The sequence below is a fragment of the Streptomyces sp. NPDC049954 genome (assembly GCF_040656295.1).
Classification (GTDB): Bacteria; Actinomycetota; Actinomycetes; order Streptomycetales; family Streptomycetaceae; genus Streptomyces.
Map to the genome: position 1 here is coordinate 145,302 of NZ_JBFALS010000012.1, position 16,849 is coordinate 162,150.

The following is a 16,849-nucleotide window of genomic DNA, read 5'->3' on the forward strand; positions in this document are numbered from 1 at the left end:
ACTCGCCAGCCTCTGTTCTCACCGCAGCCGCTGAAGGACGTGAACTCGACACCGCCGACCACCCCGCCCAGGTGCTGATCTGGCGGCTCGACAACGCGTCAAGCCGACGACTCGCAGCCGCGAAGGCAAGCAGCACAATGGCTGTAGAGCCGAGCACGCCGACGGTCGTGCCTGCCGACTCCAAAGTTCCTCCCTCTCGTCGGCGTGGGCGATGATCCCCCAACCTGGCGGTCGGATTCTCGTCAAAGTGACATGCTGGATACTTCACTGAAACAAGGGAGTTGGGCTCATGCAGTGGACCGTCCATGGCGAGCGGCAGATCTACAACAACCCATGGGTGAATCTCTGGCTCGTCGACGTTCAGCAGCCTGACGGCCGGCGGTGGGAACACCATGTGGTCCGGATGCGGCACCTGGCCGTAGCCGCCGTGGTCGACGACCAGAAGCGCGTGCTGATGATGTGGCGGCACCGGTTCATCACCGACACCTGGGGCTGGGAGCTTCCGATGGGTCTCATCGAGGCCGACGAGACCCCGGAACAGGCTGCTGCCCGCGAGGCCGAGGAGGAGACCGGCTGGCGGGTGAAGGGCGTCAAGCCGCTCGTGTACGCGCAACCAGCGAACGGCATCACGGATTCCGAGCACTTCGTCTTTCGTGCCGAGCCCGCCTCGTATGCGGGCCCGCCGACCGAATTGAACGAGTCAGACCGAATCGAGTGGGTTCCGATCTCGGAGATCAGGGGCATGATCGACCGTCGCGAGATCGTCAGCAGTGGCAGCCTGGTCGGTCTGCTGTATCTGCTGCTGGACGAGGCGACCGGCGGCTCGTGAGGGGTCAGCCGAGGGCCTCACGCATGCGTTGCTCGAAGGCGAGGACGGGGGCTTCGCGTGCGTAGGGCAGCATTCGGCGGTGAAGTTCTTGGACGTGGCCGCTCACTCGTGGCGAGTCAACGGCTGCGGCGAGGTCGAGGGAGAGACCGGCGCTGGTGCATGCCTCGTCGAGTTTGCCCAGCTGGAGCTGGGCGCTGGCCAGCCAGTAGGCGTGGAAGGCCCGACCTCGCTGTTGGTCGGAATTTTCTCGACGCAAGCCCTCGGCGATGAGGGGTTCGGCGCGGGCTGGTTCGCCAAGGCGCGCGTAGGCGATGCCTGTGTCCACGAGGAGTTTCGTCTCGTCGAAGTACTGGACCCAGTCAGGCGCCTCGGCCTCATGTCCCCGTGAGCGTTCGTACTGCGCACGGGAGCGATCAACGGCCTGGTGGCAAGCCTGAGCATCTCGAAGGGCAGCGTGGGCGAACGCTTCACGCAAGTGCAGCATCGACATGACGAGCGGCTGTTCCCCGGCGGCGCGGGCGGCGTCCTGGGCACGGCATGCAAGGGCCACGGCATCGCTCGGGTTGCCGTCGTAGGTGGCCAGAAGGCTCATGCAGGACAGCACATTGGCCATGAAGAGGCTGTCACCTTGCGTGTGGGAAAGCTTGAGCGCCTGGGTGAAATAGGTGCGAGCAGTGCTGTACTGACGGGCATCGAAGTAGGCCCAGCCGCAGAGCCGTGCCAGCTCGGCCGCGACCCCTTGGAGGTCGTGCCGTAACGCAGCCTCGGCAGAATCGAGTAGACGGGCGACATAGCGCAGGTGCCCCACGACGGCCGGCCGCAGGGTCGCGCCGCCGTGTGCGTTGTCGCGCCGCCAGTAGTCCTGGACCGAGGAGCGCAGGGCCGTGAGGGTGGAGCGGGTTGCACGGCCGTCGACCAAGGCGAGAAGGTCATCCAATTCCTCTGCCGCTTCGGTGCGCTGAGGCTCGCGCGGTGCGGCAGGAAGTAGCTCGGGCGGCTTCTCCTCGGTGGTGGAGGAAGCAGGGATCTCCCAGGGGCGGTGGGCCAGGCCGAGCATCGCACCGGGGATGCGAAGGCCGTCGGCGACGCGTTCGATCACGTCGATGTGTGCCAATCCGCGTCGCCCCGCCATGATCTCGCCGACTCTGCTCGGCGTCATGTCGCACAGTGCGGCGACCCGCGACGGGTAGATCCCGGCCTTGACCTTGACCAGCCGGAAGATGCGGGCGAAGTCCCTGCCGCGACAGGCTTCCCGCCATTCCGCAGTGGCCAGCAGTCCGGCCGGCAGAGCCCGGTGATCCTGCGAGCGCGCCACTCATCCCCCTCACTCGCCCGTCCGGACGGGCTGCCATGGGACCGGCTGTCAAAGAGGTTACCCACGTTGGGTAACCACGGTGACCTGACTCTGTGATCGTCGGGGCAGTGAACTTGTGTCCCACAGCCCGCCCGCGACGAGGGGACGCGATGCACGCGATGACGACGTACGACCGACAGACCACCCCGTCGCGGTGGCAGATGCAGTTCAGCCCGGTGCGCAGGTGCGTGCCTCTGGCCCGCGCCCTCGTCTCCAAGACGCTCGCCAGCTGGGGATACGGCCAGGAGTGCATTGACCGGGTGGTCCTCGTCTGCGGAGAGCTCTCCGCCAATGCCGTCGAGCACGGCGGCAGACGAGGGCACCTCTTCGAAGTTCGACTGACGGTTGACGGTCCACACTGCCTGGTCGAGGTCTCCGATGCCGGCCGCACCCCTCCCCGCCCCACTCAGGCCGGGGAGGACGACGAAGGCGGCAGGGGCCTGCTTCTCGTCGCAGCGCTCTCTGAAGAAACCGGCCACCACGACCGCCACCCGCTCGGCAAGACCGTCTGGGCCCGCCTGATCCTCAGCAGCCCGAGCGAGGAGTCCGTATGCACGAGCTGATCGCTGCCCCGTACCTCGACCACCACCTCCTCGTACGGCCGGGCAACCCGAAGGCAGCACGTCTTCCCGCTCACCGGTACGACGAACTGCACACCGCATCGGGTACCTCAGCAGTGCCCGCGTGGCTGGCCGACGTGGCCCGTCAGGCTTGGAAGATCGATCTCAACGACCGACGCCTCGATGAAGCTGTGCTGGTTCGTTCCCGCTCTCCGTATGCATACGGGCGCGCCTCGTACGAGCTGAACCTCGGCTGCAACTACGACTGCGAACACTGCTACCTCGGCCTGAAGCAATTCGCCGGCCTGGAGTGGCCTGAGCGTGAGCGCCTGCTGCACGCCATCAGGGACTCGGGGGTGCTTTGGCTCCAGCTCACAGGCGGTGAGCCGATGATCGACAAGCTGTTCCCCGAGACGTACCGGCTGGCGTACGAGCTGGGCATGATGGTCGAGATCCTCACCAATGGCTCGCGTCTCGCCGCATCGAAGAACCTCGCCCTGCTGACCCGCTTGAGGCCGAACCGGATCACACTCAGCCTGTACGGGGCCACCGCAGAGTCCTACGACGGGCTGACCCGGCGCCGGGGCGCGTACCGCATGTTCGTCAAAGGACTGGATGCAGCCCACGAAGCTGGGCTACCCCTCGATCTCGCCTTGATCATCACGCGGCACAACGCCCATGAGGCGGACCAGATGCGCGCCTTCGCCGGTGGTACGACCTGCCGTACCGCGAGTACACCCACATGTCGCCGACCATCTACGGCGGCGCGGAAACCCTCGCAACCCAGGCCCCGGACCACCTCGCAGATCGCGAACCCTTCAACGGCTGCAACGCCGGCCACACCTTCTTCCACGTCGACCCGCACGGCATGGCGACTATCTGCAAGGTCGGCCGTGACGAAGCGATCCCCCTCATGACCACGGGAGTCGAGGGCCTGAGCCGCCTTGGCGGCATCGCCGACTCCCTGATGCTTCGCACCGGTGGCTGCGCCGGCTGCCAGCTCTCCGGCACCTGCCGGGTCTGCCGGCCGCTGGCCAAGGTCTACCAGGAGGCGAAGGCACCACTGGACAGGTACTGCCAACACGCGACTACAAGGAGCTGAACCATGACCGCCGTAGCAGTCGAGATCGCCCCCATCCGCCCGCCGTCCGAGCCTGATGCGGAGATCGTCCTCATCGACGACGTGGACGCCTTCGCTGCGGCCACCACGCCCGGCTGCGGGGACGACAACCCGTACAACTGACCATCCCTTCAGGGGCTTTCGGCGGCACCTCGCGCCGGAGGCCCCTGTTGGCGCGTAGATCTGGAAACCTGACGGCCATGCCCGCACCCTCCATCACCTTCGCCGGTCTTCCCTCTGGCGCTCGTACCGCCATCGAAGCCGAGATCGGCTCGATTCTCAGGATCGAAGACGTCAGCGCCGGTCTCAACAGCTCCCTCTCCGCGCTCGCACACACCGCCGGCGGAGTCGTCTTCCTCAAGGGCCTGCGCGCCGAGCACCGTTGGGTCTGGACACAGCAACGCGAGGCAGACATCAACCCGCACGTGACCCCGCTCGCCCCGCGCCTGCTCTTCCACGTCATCGCCGGCGGCTGGGATCTCCTCGGCTTTGAGGCCATCGACGGCCACCATGCCGACTACTCCCCAGGCTCCCCTGACTTGCCCAAAGTGACCGGGGCCCTCAAAGAGCTCGCCGCTCTTCCTTGCCCTGGCATCGAACTCCGGCTCGCTGAACAGCGCTTGGCTGGTTACATGGCCGACCCCGCCGATACGGAAGCGTTCGCAGGGGACGCGCTGCTCCACACGGACTGGAACAACCACAACGTTCTCATCACCCACGACCGCGCCCACCTCGTCGACTGGGGCTGGGCCACCCGCGGGGCCGCCTGGTTGGATCCCGCCCACTGGGTCATCTGGCTCATCGCGGCTGGTCACATGCCTGCTGCCGCAGAGGAGACGGTCGCGTTTCTTCCCGCCTGGGCATTGGCACCATCCCGAGCAGTGGACGCCTTCGCTGACGCCAGCGCGAACCTCTGGGAGGAGATCGCGGGCTCCGCTCCAGACGACTGGACAGTGAACTTGCTTAACGCCGCACGGCTCTGGCAACAGCATCGAAGCAATCGCTCCTGACGGACGCAGCCTGCGGATGGATCAACCGTGGCGCAGCGCCCCGCACGTTGATCTCGTGCTCCTGAGCACAGACAGGTCGGCGAACCTTCCGAACTGATCTCTTCTGCGGAAGTGCTACGGCGGCCCCTCGGAGCCCTCGCTCGACAATCAGTCCTATGAAGGGACCCCCATGCCCCAGCAGACCGGCGACCAGCCGAAGGCCCTCAAGCCGGCGCTCGAATCGATGACCCTGCTGGTCGCTGCGGTCATCGTTCACGACAGGGCCACCAACCGCGTCGTCCTCCTCCAGCGCGGCGAGAACGCCAAGTTCGCCCAGGGCCTGTGGGACCTGCCGGTCGGCAAGAGCGAACCGGGTGAGCCGGTCACGGAGACGGCGGTCCGCGAGCTGTACGAGGAGACGGGCCTCGCGGTGAGACCTGAGGCGCTGAGCGTCGCCCACATCATCCACGGCGCCCGGGGGGTCGAAGCCCCCAACGGCTTCCTCACGGTCGTCTTCGTCACGCACGAGTGGACCGGCGAACCGGAGAACCGCGAACCCGGTAAGCATGCCCAGGTCCGGTGGGTGGGGGCCGACGCCGTCCCCGGGAACTTCGTGGACACCACGTCAAGTGCCCTGCACCGGTACCTCGCGGGAGGCCGCCCGGAGATCTCCCTCAACGGCTGGGGCTCGTGCGCGCGCAGCGCCCGTTCCCGGTGAGCCGGGGCTCAGGGGGAACGGGCGCCGCGGCCGGGGCCGGGGGTCAGGAGTGGTAGTCGCGCAGGAACAGGGAAGGGGCGGGGTCGGTGCGTGAGGCGTTCACGCCGTTGGCGTCGGTGTAGTCGTTGCCCTCGTTGCCCGCCCAGTCCTGGACGGGGCCGCTCACGGTCTTCAGGTGCTGGAAGGCGCTCGCGTCGCCCGCGGCGGAGCCGAACTGGTAGATCCTGGACGTGTCGGCGTAGGGCCAGTAGGGCGTGTAGGGGCCTTCCGCGGTCGTCTGCTTGGTCAGGGTGTTGTGGAAGAGGACGTTCTGCGGGCCCGTGGAGCCGGACCAGCCGATTCCCTTGCTGCCGGCGGTCCAGTAGAGGGGCCACCAGGTGCCCTCGTCGGCGGTGCCGCCGCCCTCTCCGCCGCAGTTGCTGTCACACTCGCCGGAGGAGTGGTTGTACGGCACGTGCACGGTGTTGTTCTCGAACAGGTTGCGGTGTTCCCAGCCGCCGTGCAGGTTCAGGTCGGAGTCGAAGTCGTTGCCGAGGGCGACGTTGTCCGAGGCCGACCACTGGAAGGTGAAGTGCCGCAGGTTACGGCTGGTGTTGAAGGCGTAGAGGGAGTCCCAGACGCGGGAGCCCCGCAGGTAGCCGTTGCCGCCCTTGCCCTTGTTCCAGGAACCGTCGAAGACGTTGTGCTCGACCTGGATGTTCTTGGCCACCTCGGTGACGACCGGGTGGGAGCCGGTCATGTCGGAGTGGACGCCGCGCACCCAGGAGTTGGCGGCCCACTTGAAGACGATGCCGTGCATGGCGTACTCGGGTGCCATGTTGCCGTAGTTGTGCACCGCCTGGTCCGCCGTGAGCTGGTACGTGCCGCCGCGGAGTTTGGGCAGCCCGTTGATGTCCTCCGTGAAGGAGAAGTCCTCGAAGCCCACGTCGGTGATCATCTTCAGCGGGGTGACCTTGCTCGCGTACGGCTTTCCGGCGCCCACGCCCAGCGGCGGTGAGCCGTCCGAGGTGGAGTCCACCGGCACGTCGAACTCCAGGGGCTTGTCCACGGTGACGGTGCGGTGGGCGGCGTCCACGGAGGCGATCGTGAAGACCTGCTGGCGCATGTGCAGGTTCTCCAGCCGGCCGTCGTCGGCGGCCGCCCCCGCGACCTGCTGGGACTGGTAGAACTTCAGGCTGTTGGCCGCGCCCACCCACAGGTAGCCGCCGGGTTTGAAGGCGTCCATGTTCGCCTTGGCGTTGAGCTGGACCGTCCGGTCACCTTGGTGCGCCGCGTAGCCGGCGTCGTTGGTGGTGCCGCCCACTGCGACCCCGGACTCCCAGTGCTGGTTGACCGAACCCTCGAAGAGGTCGCGGCGGTTCTCCGGGATCGCGGAGGGGTAGCCGCAGATCTTGAGGTACTTCTCGGCGACCTCCCGGGTCTGGACCCGGAACAGTCCGCGTCCCGGCCAGATCCAGCCGCCCGTCCCGACGTTGTTGCCCGTCGTGAACGCGCACTTGTGCTGCATCGCCCCCTGGTCCCACTGCGCGCCGTTCGTGGTCAGCGTGTCGTAACGGGTGTCCTCGTCGGGCCGGAAGACGATCCGCGAGCCGTCGGACGTACCCGCGCCCTGGCCCCGGATGACGAGGTAGGAGGCGTCCACGGAGAGCTGTTTGCTCACGTTGAGCACGCCCTTGGGCAGCTCGATCACCGACAGTCGTCCGGGGCCCGCGCTCGGCGTGCAGGAGGTGCGGATCTCGTCGATGGCGCCCTGGAGGCCCGCCGTGTCGTCCTGCCCGTCGTCGGCCTTGACCTTGAACCGCTGCTCCAGCGCGGACGGGGTGAGGTGACAGGCCGGGTCGGGATTGCGGGCCGCGGCGCCCGGCAGCTCCTCGCCGCCGCGGTAACCGGCCCGGCTCCAGTCCGGCAGTCCGGCCGTGGGGGCACGACGGTTGCTCTTGCTCAGCACCGTGCCGTTGTCGTCGACCGTCCCGTCGACGTCGTCCGGCGGGGCGGAGGGCTTACCCGTGCAACGGGAGACCACCGGGTAGTCGCCGAACTGCTGGGCGACCTTGGTCAGGCAGGCGGCCAGCGCGCGCTCACCGTAGTAGTTCGGGTGGATCGCCTCCTGCTGGTTGCCCTGCGACTGCCACGGCAGGTCCTTGAGCCCGTCGATCAGGTAGGGCACCCACCGCACCCATTCGGCGTGCTCGGCGGCGAGGGGGGAGGAGAGCTTGTTCGACGAGCCGGCCTGCTGCGTCGTCCTGCTGCACAACTCGTGCCCCGCGAAGGCGTCCTGGAGGTCGAGGAACGAGACCCCGGCCTCGTCGGCGGCGCCGCGCAGCATGGCGCTGATCCGGGGCACCACGGAGGTGTGCGCCCAGTCGCTGTCCGCGTCGAGGAAGGGGCAGCCGCCGTTGAGGTACCGGCTGTAGTTGGCCGGGGGGACCGGCGCGTTCTCCGGGTCGCGGTAGTCGCGGCCGAGCGGCAGCGGGTTGGGATAGGACTGAAGCACGATCTGGTACGACCCGTCCTCCTGGCCCGCCTCGCGCAGTACCGTCCGGATCGCCTCGACCGTCTTCACGACCTTGGCCTTCACCGGGTCGAGGCCGTCGGCGAACTCCTTCTCCTTGGCGCCGCGGCAGCCCTTGTTGAACAGGGACGGGTAGAAGTACGCCTTGACGCAGTCCTGGAGGATCTCGGCGAACTTCAGGTCGTTGCCGCCGACCGACAGCACGACCGTCCGGACCTCGTTGTCCCGGGCGATGTCCCGCAGGTCCTCGATCTGGGGCCGTTGCCCCTTGAAGCCGGTGGTGGTGACGTTGTCCGTCGTCGCTCCCGAGCAGGCGATGTTGAAGCGTCTCTCCTGCGGTACGTCCTCGATCTCGGCCCCCTTGATCTCGGCCGAGTCCGCGCGGTCACAGGCGCTGCCGCCACTCCCGTACGACGTGTCGCCGTAGACCTTGGAGAGATCGTGGTCGCACGAGGTCTCGTCCCCGTCGCAGTTGACCGCGGCCCGGTCGGTGCCCCAGGCCGAACCGCCGGCCGACGCGGCCGCGTTGCCGGCCCAGCGGCCCGCCTCACCCGAGATGTAGCTGTCCCCCATGGAGACGACGGCGGGGGGAGGGCCGCAGGCTTCGTCGGCCGCCGCCCGGGCGGAACTCCGGGCATCATCTACGGGGTTGTAATCCGTGGCCCAGTTCCAGAGCCGTTCGCAGGACTCTGTATTCCTGGAGCGGAACACCACCGGTCGGTGGTCGGAGCCTCCGTCATACGTGCTCAGTGCCACTTCGAGGTTGCTCAGGCCACCGCTCGAGACCATGTAGTCCAGCGCGAAGCCCGCGTTCTGCGTGGGCGCGGGGGCACCGCCTCGCTTCACGTAGTAGGTGTTGGGGAAGAGGTTGCTTGTGGGTGCTGCCGAGCTGTTGAAGTCTCCGAGGACCCGCCAGCGCTCGTTACCCACCTCCTGCTCCACCGTGTCGATCAGGGCCACGGCATGCTTGTTGGGGGTGTCGCCGGAGCGGATCGAAGCCGCGTGGACGTCGAAGTACCAGGTCTGGCCGATTTTCACGCCGAACGCGGGCCGAGACCTGATCCACTTGTTGTTGGCACCCTGCGCGGGGAAGATGGTGATGGCGGAGGCCAGGTCCGCGGGTGGGTTCCGCAGCCAGATGGCCATGGACTTCTGGTTGTTCTTCTGGGTGTCCGGATCGGCTTCGTCGCCATCGGCATCCGGGTCGGCGACCACGCCCCAGGCGGCCTTGTCCAGAATCTTCAGGTAGAGCAGGAGCCCGTCACCCTGACCGGTACCGCGCCTTCCCCAACGATGCGCGTACAAACGGTACTTCAGACTCGGTAGACCCGAGACGGTCTGGGCGGTGTCGTCTAGGTTGTTATCGATTTCGTCTTCGGCGGTGAAGGTCACGGGAGGGGTGGTGACCTCCTGCATGGCCACGACGTCGGCGTCCTTGAGCAGGGCGCTGACGGCCGTCCATTTGTTGCCGCCCTGCGTGTTGAACGTGATGGCCCTCTGGCCGACGTCTTCGAGTGCCTGCGCCGGCGCGGGGGCGAGGAGGGTGACGAGCGAGGCGAGGAGCGCTACGCAGAGCGCCTGCGCCACACCGCCCGCCCGCCAACGGCCCGCTCTGCCCGGGGGTCTGAGGTCTGGTGTACGTGGGGGCAACTGTCCGTCTCTCTTTCCTTCCCGCCGAGACCCTTCACCTGGCCGGGAGGCCGGTGTGCCGATCACTGCGGCGGGCCTCTGGTGTGACGGGACGGGGCGGATCAGTCGTGGGTGAGGTGGGGCGGGGTGGGGTGAGTCGCGTGCGGGCGCCGCCACAGGGGGCGAAGCCCAGGAGGCGCGGACCCGGCCGGGACGAGGGTGGGCACCGCCCGGCCGGATCACCGACGCCTCAGGGTGCCGGCCTCATCGGCCTCCGGGCGCAGGAGGAAGGTGCCTCAGGGGCAGGAGAACCGGAGCGAGGAGAGCCGGTCGTTGTCGTAGGACTTGGCGGTCCCGGCCGCGTAGTCCCCTGTGGTGCCCCAGCTCCAGGAGGAGGCGAAGTCCAGGTCGGAGGGGTGGAGTTCCCCGTTGGGGTCGTCCCAGAACTCGATCTCGCACTGCGAGTTGTTAATCCAGGAGGACGTCTGGTTGTCGGCCAGTACCCCGTTGAGGAAATGGGTGTTGGTGAGCCGCACGATCTTCGTGTTGCCGCCGGCGGCGGGCGGGGTGACGATCACCTTCGACCCCGTACCACCCCCGTTCTCGTAGAGGCAGAGCGCCCAGCCCGGGCAACCGTCGTACGGGGGGTTGGCGGCCGTGGCCGGTACCGCCGAGAAGATCAGCGCGGCCCCCGCGGCCGCCGCCGCGCCCATCGCCAGTCGGGCCGGTGTCCGTGTCATCGCGTCACACTCTCCTGCTCGTGTCGGGTCGCGCCGCGGTGAACCGTCGTTCGTACGCACCGCGGCGGTCGCGCCCACGGATCCGGCACCGAACCCTGTGGACGCTCCGCCCACGATCCCCGGGCCGGGCCGAGCGAGCGTCAGTCAGTCGACTGCACGCGCAGGTGAGGGGACGGGGCGTCACGCAGGTACGCGCCCCGTCCCTCGGCGAGGCGGCGGCCGTACCGCCGGTCAGCGGTCCCGGTGGGCGGCGGGCGGCCTCGGGCCCTTCGCCGTGCGGGTCAGGGCGCGGTCGACGAGGGGGCCCGCCGCTCCGGTGTAGGCGGCCGGGTCGCACAGGGCGGTGAGGCGGCCGGGGTCGAGCAGGTCCTTGAGCGCGGGCTCCTCGGCGAGGAGTTCGGCGAGGGGCCGGCCCGTTTCCTCGGCGCGGCGCGAGCAGTGGGCGAGGAGGGCCTTCGCGGGGGCCTTGCCGAGGTGGGGGGCGAGGACGGCGGCGAGGCGTTCGGAGACGATCTGGCTGCCGGTGAGATCCAGGTTGGCGCGCATCGCGGCCGGGCGCACGTCGAGGCCCTCGGCGAGTTCGGCGGCGGTCGCGGCGGCGCCGCCGGTCAGCCGCAGGCACTCGCGCAGCGGCAGCCACTCGGCGTGCCAGGCGCCCGCGGAGCGTTCGTCCTCGCTCAGCAGGCACTGGGTCAGCACCCCGGCGAGGGCGGGGACCTGGAGGGCGGCGGTGCGTACGAGGGTGGCGAGGACCGGGTTGCGTTTGTGCGGCATGGCGGAGGAGGAGCCGCGTCCCTCGGGGCCGGGTTCGGCGAGTTCGCGTACCTCGGTGCGGCTGAGCTGCTGGACGTCGAGGGCGAACTTGCCGAGCGTGCCCGCCGTCAGCGCGAGCTGCGCGGCGAGGTCGGCGAGCGGGGTGCGCAGTGCGTGCCAGGGCAGCAGCGGGCGGGCGAGGCCGGTCTCCTCGGCGAAGGTGTCCGTGAGCGCTTCGGCGTAGGCGGCGGGGTCGGTCGCCGGGTCCGCGAGGCGGGCGTACTCCAGGTAGCCGGCGAGGGTTCCGGCGGCTCCGCCGAGCGAGACGGGCAGGCCCCCTTCGCGCAGCGCGGCGAGGCGGTCGCGGGCGTCGAGGAGGGCGTGGCGCCAGCCTGCGGCCTTGAGGCCGAAGGTGGTGGGGACGGCGTGCAGGCCGAGGGTGCGTCCGGCGAGGGGCGTGTCGCGGTGCGCGGCGGCGAGGGCGGCGAGCGCGGCGGCGGTGCGGTCGAGGTCGGCGAGGAGCGGTCCGAGGGCGCGGTGGGCGACGAGCATCGCGGCCGTGTCGAGGATGTCCTGGCTGGTCGAGCCGCGGTGGACGTACTCGGCGGCCCCGGGGTCGCGGTCGGCGACCGCGCGGGCGAGCGCGGCGACGAGCCCGACGACGGGGTTGGCGGTCTCGCGCGAGGCGAGGGCGAGGGCGCGGGCGTCGAAGTGCGCGGTGCGGGCGGTGTCGGCGATCACGGCGGCGGCGGAGGCGGGTACGGTGCCGAGCCGGGCCTGGGCGCGGACGAGCGCGGTCTCGGCGTCGAGCATCGCCCGGATCCAGGCGCGGTCGGTCACGGCCGCCTCGACGGCGGTTCCGGCGCGGACCGGGGAGAGCAGGCCGGTGTCCTCGTCCGCCTCCTCACCGTCGCGGACGCGCGGGACGGTGTCCTCATCTGTCCCCTCACGCTCCCGCAGACGCAGGCCGGAGACCGCGTCCCGCCCCTCCCCGCCCCGGACACGAGGCCCGGTGTCACTGCGGTCCGTACGTTCCGGGGGTCGCCCTTCGGCGTGGTCGCGGTCCGGGGTGTGCTGCTCGTCGCTCGTCACGCGGTCACCTCGCGGGGGACGGTCAGTACGGGATGTCCGGCGTCCGGGGCGGGGCCGGTCGGCCGGGGCAGGGCGAGGACCGCGCGGGCGATGGCGTCGGAGTCGCCGAGGGTCACGGAGTCGACGCCGGGGCGGATGCCGGCGGCGGTCGCCCAGTGGACGGCCTCGGTGGGGACGCCGTAGGCGAAGCGGCGGGCGTGGGCGTGGCCCGTGCGGTCGGTCAGGCGGTTGGGGCGCGGGGTGACGGCGAGGCCGCCGGTCTCGTAACTGCCGCCGGTGGCGCGGGGGATGCGGTACGCGGCGGCCTGCCCGGTGTCGAGCAGTCCGCGCAGCAGGGGGTCCGCGGTGCGGCGTACGTCGGGGGTGGGCAGACGCGCCTCGATGAGGACGTCGGCGCGGACGACGGGGCCCGGGACGTGGGCGGAGGCGGCGGTGAAGGCGGGGGTGCGGGTGTCGAGTCCGACGCGCGGGTCGGGGCCGACGAGGTGGAGGACTCCGGCCTCGACGAGGGCGTGTGCCTCCTCGATCCGGGAGAGCGGCGGGCCGATGGAGAGGTACGCGTTGAGCGGGGTGTACCAGCCGTCGAGGTCGGCGTGGTAGCTGTCGCCCTCGATGCCGGCGTGGTCGACGGCCAGGCGTATCTCGTTGCGCAGGTCGCGCAGGACGTCGAGGGCGGCCTTGAGCGGGCCGTGGACGTTGCCCGCCCGGGCGGCGTCGATGTCGCGGCGCAGGTGGCCGAGGAGCCAGCGGCGGAAGGACTCGCGGTCGGGGAAGGCGAGTCCGTGGGCGGGGGCGGCGAGACGGGCCCAGTCCCAGCGCTCGGCGGGGGCGATGCGCAGCGCGTCGAGGAGCCGTTCCTCCTCGGCGAGGCCCGCGGCGAGGAAGGCGGCGGTGAACTCCTCGCGCAGGGCGGCCCGGCCCCGTTCCGCGAGGAGGCCCGCGTAGTAGACGGTGCGGACCTCCTTCGAGACGAGCGGCCAGATGTCGGCGCGGAAGCCGACGCGTTCGCCCCGGGCGGCGCGTTCGCGCAGGACGGCGATGCGGGCGGGGGTGAGCAGGAGCGGCTGGTGGCGGGCGTGCGGGCCCTTCTGGTTGACGCCGCGCGCGTGGTACGGGATGCCGCGCCTGGAGCTGCCCCACAGCACGGGTTCCTCCCCGCTGGGGTGGTAGACGAGGCGTTCGCCGGTGCGGTGGAAGGTGCCGCCGCGTCCGGCGGTGAGGAGGGCGAGCAGGTCGAAGAAGGCGAGGCCCAGTCCGCGCAGCAGGACGGGGCGGCCGGGCCGGACGGCGCGCAGGTCGAGGTCGGCGGGGTTGGCGGGCGGGACGTGGAGCAGTCCGTGGGCGGCGGCGAGGCGGGCGGTGCGCCGTTGTGCCGGTGTGGGGTGGGCGGGGACGTGGCCCTGGGCGAGGACGACGGCGTGCAGCCCGGTCAGGCGGGTGCCGTCGGCGAGCAGGACCTCCTGCGGGGCCTCGTCCCCGGCGGGCGGCAGGGCGACGGCACGGGTGCGGTGGCGGCGGACCGTGACGTGGGCGGGGGCGCGGTCGAGGACCCGGACGAGGGCGTGGCGCAGGTAGTGGCCGTACAGCGCGCGGGTGGGGTAGGTGTCGGGGCCGAGCGCGGCGGCCTCGGCGCGGGCGGCCGGATCGTCCTCGGTGCCGGGCGGGACCGGCTCGCGGGCCCACTCCCACAGGGAGGGGCCCGGTTCGACGGGTCCGTCGAGGGTCACGCTCGCGTCGGTCCAGACGGTGATCTGGGCGGCGACGGTGTTCATGAGGAGGTGGCGGGACTGGTCGGTGCGCCACACGGCCCCCGCGCCGGGCTCGGCGGGGTCGACGAGGTGGACGAGGACCGGGGTGGCGGCGGGCGCGCGGCGGATCCGGGCGCACAGCCGCTCCAGGACCGACAGCCCGCGGGGTCCCGCCCCGACGAGGCACACCTCGATCCCGTCCGGGCTCACGAGGCCTGCTCCACGGGTGGGGCGGCCGGTCCCACGGGCTCGGCGCGCTCGGCCTCGGCGGGGCTCGTGGGGGCGGGTCCGCGCATCGGGGTGAACCAGGCGAAGACCGCGAGCAGGAGCCGTACGACACCGCTCAGGGCGATGATCAGGTAGACGTTGTGCAGGGCGCTCTCCATGAAGCCGCCGACGAGCGCGGCGACCGGGATGGAGGTGAAGGCGAGCATCCGGGTCGCGGCGACGACCCGGCCCAGGAGGTGTCCGGGGACGATCCGTTGGCGCAGGGTGAACCACGAGACCATGTTGACGGAGGCGCACGCGAAGACGACGCCCCACAGCAGCCCGATGAGCACGGTCTCGCGCAGCGGGACGAGGACGAGGGTCGTGCACCCGGCGGCGGCGGTCGTGACGATGATGATGCGCCCGGCCTCGAACCGCTTGTTGAGGCGCCCGGCGACGGCGGCGCCGACGACGGCCCCCGCGCCCTGGCAGGCGAGGATGCCGCCGATCTGGGAGGGGCTGAGGTGGCGGTAGCTCGTCAGGTAGAAGACGAAGTTGGCCTGCACGATCCAGGTCGCGAAGTTGGTCCCGGTGAACAGGAGCGATCCGGCCAGCAGCAGCCGGTTGCGGCGGAAGATGTACTGCCCGGCCTCGGCGAGGTCCTGCCGGAAGGTGGGCCGCGGCCCGGTGCGCGGGGCGCGTTCGCCTCCGCTGTGGCGGATCAGGAGGATGGCGCCGGCCGACACGAGGTAGGAGAAGGCGTTGAAGGTGATGGTGGCCTCGTAGCCGAGGACCGCGATGGCGCCGCCGGCGATGACGGGTCCGACCATGCCCATGATGTTGTCGCCGGACTGGAGCCGCCCGTTGCCCTGGGCGAGCTTGTCCTTGGGCAGGATCTCGGGCAGGAAGCTCTGGAACGCCGGGTGGTAGACGGGTTCGACGCAGCCGAGCACGAGCGCGACGACGAGGATCACGCCGAGGGAGTGGACGTCGGCGATGACGAGGACGGCGAGGACACCCGCGACGGCCGCGGCGGCGAGGTCCCCGCCGACGAGGATGCGCCGGCGGTCGAAGCGGTCGGCCCACACGCCGCCGGGCAGCGAGAGCAGCAGGAAGGGCAGGTACTCGACGACGTAGACGAGGCTGGTGCTGAGCGCGGAGCCGGTCTGGTGGAGGACGAGGAGCGGCAGGGTGATCCGGTAGACCCAGTTGCCGAGCGACGAGGTCACGTAGGCGCCCAGCAGGAGGTGGTAGCGCTTGCCCATATCAGCCCATTCGTACGGTCGTTCAGGTGGCCTGTACATGAAGAGGGCGCCCAGCCACGGAAGTTGACCGGTCTCGGGACCGGTTTCCGGGTACGGGCGCCCTCGACTCAGGAGGGTACGGCCACCGGGTGCGGCGCGCTCACCGGCGTGCCGCACACCTCGCAGTCCTCGCGGCGCTTCCAGTGCTCGACGGCGTTCGTCGCGTAGTCCGCGAAGCGCAGTTCCATGAGGCGGTCGGTCGCCACGGGCGGGGCGATGCCGGTCGCGAGGCGGACGACCTCGCCGAGCAGGAAGCCGGTCGTCATGGTGACGAGGGGCCCGAAGGCGGCGTTGTCACCGCCGATCCGCCGCTCGCTCTTCTCGCTGAGCAGCGCCTTCGAGGTCGCGTCGGTCTCGAAGACGTGCCGTCGCCAGCAGGCCACGCAGCCGGTCTGCCCGGGCAGGACGGTGTAGTAGATGGAGCGCTGGGTGTCGAGCCCGCCGGTGGTGAAGGGGACTCCGGCGCGCACGCACGCCTCGTTGACCCAGGGGATGATCTCCGTCTTGGGGCGGTCCGCGACGCACACCACGACGTCGGCGCCCTCGACGACGGCGGCGACGTCCTCGACCGAGCCGAGCCGCTTCTCGACGGGTTCGATGTCGAGACGGGAGTTGAACTCCTTGATGCGCTCGACGGCGCGGGCGAGTTTGGGCTGCCCGATGTCGCTCTCGCGGTAGAGGATCTGCCGGTTCAGGTTGGACAGCTCGACCCGGTCGAACTCGACGGCGCGGATGTGGCCGATACCGACCGCCGCCATGTCGAACAGGAGGTGGGAGCCGAGCCCGCCGAGCCCGAGCAGGGTGACCCGGCAGTCGCGCAGCCGGCGCTGCATCGCGTACTTGTCGTCACCGAGGCGGGCGTAGGACCCGAAGAAGTTGATGTTGCGTTCCCAGCGCTTCTGCTCGTACGGGTCGAGGACGCCCTCGGGCGAGACGGCCGCGTCGATGAGGAAGCCGGCGGCGTCGAAGTCGGACACGGCCGCGCGCACGTCCTCCTCGGTCACCTCGGGGAACTCGGCGACGAGGTCCCGGTGCGTCTGGGGGACGGTGCGGGTGCCGTCGAGGAGGGCGAGGAGGCGGCGTACGGCGCCGCTCGGGTCGTGGACCGTCGTGACCTCGCCGAACCCGTTGATCAGGACGTTCTCTCCGGAGCCGTAGACGGCGTTCATGTGCTTGAGCCGGGGCCGGACCCCGTCGGGAAGGGACACGACAACTCCTGTGAGATACTGGAAACTTGGCTCCGCGCGCTCGGCGACCGGGCAAAGGTCGCCGGCCACGCGCGGCGGGGTGCCGT

Annotated in this window: 14 protein-coding genes; 7 read left to right on the forward strand and 7 right to left on the reverse strand. The window is 70.5% G+C overall.

The genetic code is table 11. The features are described 5' to 3' along the window. Nucleotides 1-289: 289 nt before the first annotated feature. A complete protein-coding gene (locus AB0J21_RS25920) occupies nucleotides 290-829 on the forward strand; it encodes an NUDIX domain-containing protein (protein ID WP_030730888.1) in 540 nt (179 codons plus the stop codon). A gap of 4 nt (nucleotides 830-833) precedes the next feature. Here the strand turns inward: AB0J21_RS25920 and AB0J21_RS25925 are convergent, their stop codons facing one another. Further along, the gene (locus tag AB0J21_RS25925) at nucleotides 834-2,144 is read right to left on the reverse strand and encodes a helix-turn-helix domain-containing protein (protein ID WP_363148506.1); all 1,311 of its coding nucleotides are present in this window, start codon (nucleotides 2,142-2,144) and stop codon (nucleotides 834-836) included. Nucleotides 2,145-2,293: 149 nt separating this feature from the next. Here AB0J21_RS25925 and AB0J21_RS25930 point away from each other — a divergent pair, with 149 nt between their 5' ends. The 6 genes from AB0J21_RS25930 to AB0J21_RS25955 all read left to right on the forward strand — a co-directional run bounded on the left by AB0J21_RS25930 (nucleotide 2,294) and on the right by AB0J21_RS25955 (nucleotide 5,570). Further along, on the forward strand, nucleotides 2,294-2,746 hold the full coding sequence (locus AB0J21_RS25930) for an ATP-binding protein (RefSeq protein WP_363148507.1): 453 nt from the start codon (nucleotides 2,294-2,296) through the stop codon (nucleotides 2,744-2,746). Then, nucleotides 2,734-3,660: a radical SAM protein gene (locus AB0J21_RS25935; protein WP_363148508.1), complete on the forward strand. Its 927-nt coding sequence runs from the start codon at nucleotides 2,734-2,736 to the stop codon at nucleotides 3,658-3,660. Before AB0J21_RS25930 ends, AB0J21_RS25935 begins: the two co-directional genes overlap by 13 nt. Beyond that, nucleotides 3,657-3,845 (forward strand): hypothetical protein, encoded by a 189-nt coding sequence (locus tag AB0J21_RS25940; RefSeq protein WP_363148509.1) that lies wholly within the window; start codon nucleotides 3,657-3,659, stop codon nucleotides 3,843-3,845. Before AB0J21_RS25935 ends, AB0J21_RS25940 begins: the two co-directional genes overlap by 4 nt. A gap of 3 nt (nucleotides 3,846-3,848) precedes the next feature. Next, a complete protein-coding gene (locus AB0J21_RS25945) occupies nucleotides 3,849-3,986 on the forward strand; it encodes a hypothetical protein (RefSeq protein WP_167398098.1) in 138 nt (45 codons plus the stop codon). Between the two features lie 77 nt (nucleotides 3,987-4,063). After that, nucleotides 4,064-4,873 carry an aminoglycoside phosphotransferase gene (locus AB0J21_RS25950; RefSeq protein ID WP_363148510.1) on the forward strand — a complete coding sequence of 270 codons (810 nt, stop codon included), beginning with the start codon at nucleotides 4,064-4,066 and terminating at the stop codon, nucleotides 4,871-4,873. Between the two features lie 169 nt (nucleotides 4,874-5,042). After that, the gene (locus AB0J21_RS25955; RefSeq protein WP_363148511.1) at nucleotides 5,043-5,570 is read left to right on the forward strand and encodes an NUDIX domain-containing protein; all 528 of its coding nucleotides are present in this window, start codon (nucleotides 5,043-5,045) and stop codon (nucleotides 5,568-5,570) included. 43 nt (nucleotides 5,571-5,613) lie between these two features. Here the strand turns inward: AB0J21_RS25955 and AB0J21_RS25960 are convergent, their stop codons facing one another. The 6 genes from AB0J21_RS25960 to AB0J21_RS25985 all read right to left on the reverse strand — a co-directional run bounded on the left by AB0J21_RS25960 (nucleotide 5,614) and on the right by AB0J21_RS25985 (nucleotide 16,763). Then, nucleotides 5,614-9,669, reverse strand: coding sequence for a GDSL-type esterase/lipase family protein (locus AB0J21_RS25960; protein WP_363148512.1), 4,056 nt, complete (start codon nucleotides 9,667-9,669; stop codon nucleotides 5,614-5,616). Between the two features lie 338 nt (nucleotides 9,670-10,007). Next, nucleotides 10,008-10,451, reverse strand: a complete 444-nt coding sequence (locus AB0J21_RS25965) for a peptidase inhibitor family I36 protein (protein WP_363148513.1) — start codon at nucleotides 10,449-10,451, stop codon at nucleotides 10,008-10,010. 231 nt (nucleotides 10,452-10,682) lie between these two features. Further along, nucleotides 10,683-12,086, reverse strand: a complete 1,404-nt coding sequence (pcaB, locus tag AB0J21_RS25970) for a 3-carboxy-cis,cis-muconate cycloisomerase (RefSeq protein ID WP_363148550.1) — start codon at nucleotides 12,084-12,086, stop codon at nucleotides 10,683-10,685. A gap of 206 nt (nucleotides 12,087-12,292) precedes the next feature. After that, the gene (locus AB0J21_RS25975) at nucleotides 12,293-14,254 is read right to left on the reverse strand and encodes an FAD/NAD(P)-binding protein (RefSeq protein WP_363148514.1); all 1,962 of its coding nucleotides are present in this window, start codon (nucleotides 14,252-14,254) and stop codon (nucleotides 12,293-12,295) included. Further along, the gene (locus AB0J21_RS25980) at nucleotides 14,251-15,516 is read right to left on the reverse strand and encodes an MFS transporter (RefSeq protein ID WP_363148515.1); all 1,266 of its coding nucleotides are present in this window, start codon (nucleotides 15,514-15,516) and stop codon (nucleotides 14,251-14,253) included. Before AB0J21_RS25980 ends, AB0J21_RS25975 begins: the two co-directional genes overlap by 4 nt. Nucleotides 15,517-15,623: 107 nt before the next feature. Further along, a complete protein-coding gene (locus tag AB0J21_RS25985; protein WP_363148516.1) occupies nucleotides 15,624-16,763 on the reverse strand; it encodes a ThiF family adenylyltransferase in 1,140 nt (379 codons plus the stop codon). Nucleotides 16,764-16,849: the final 86 nt, after the last annotated feature.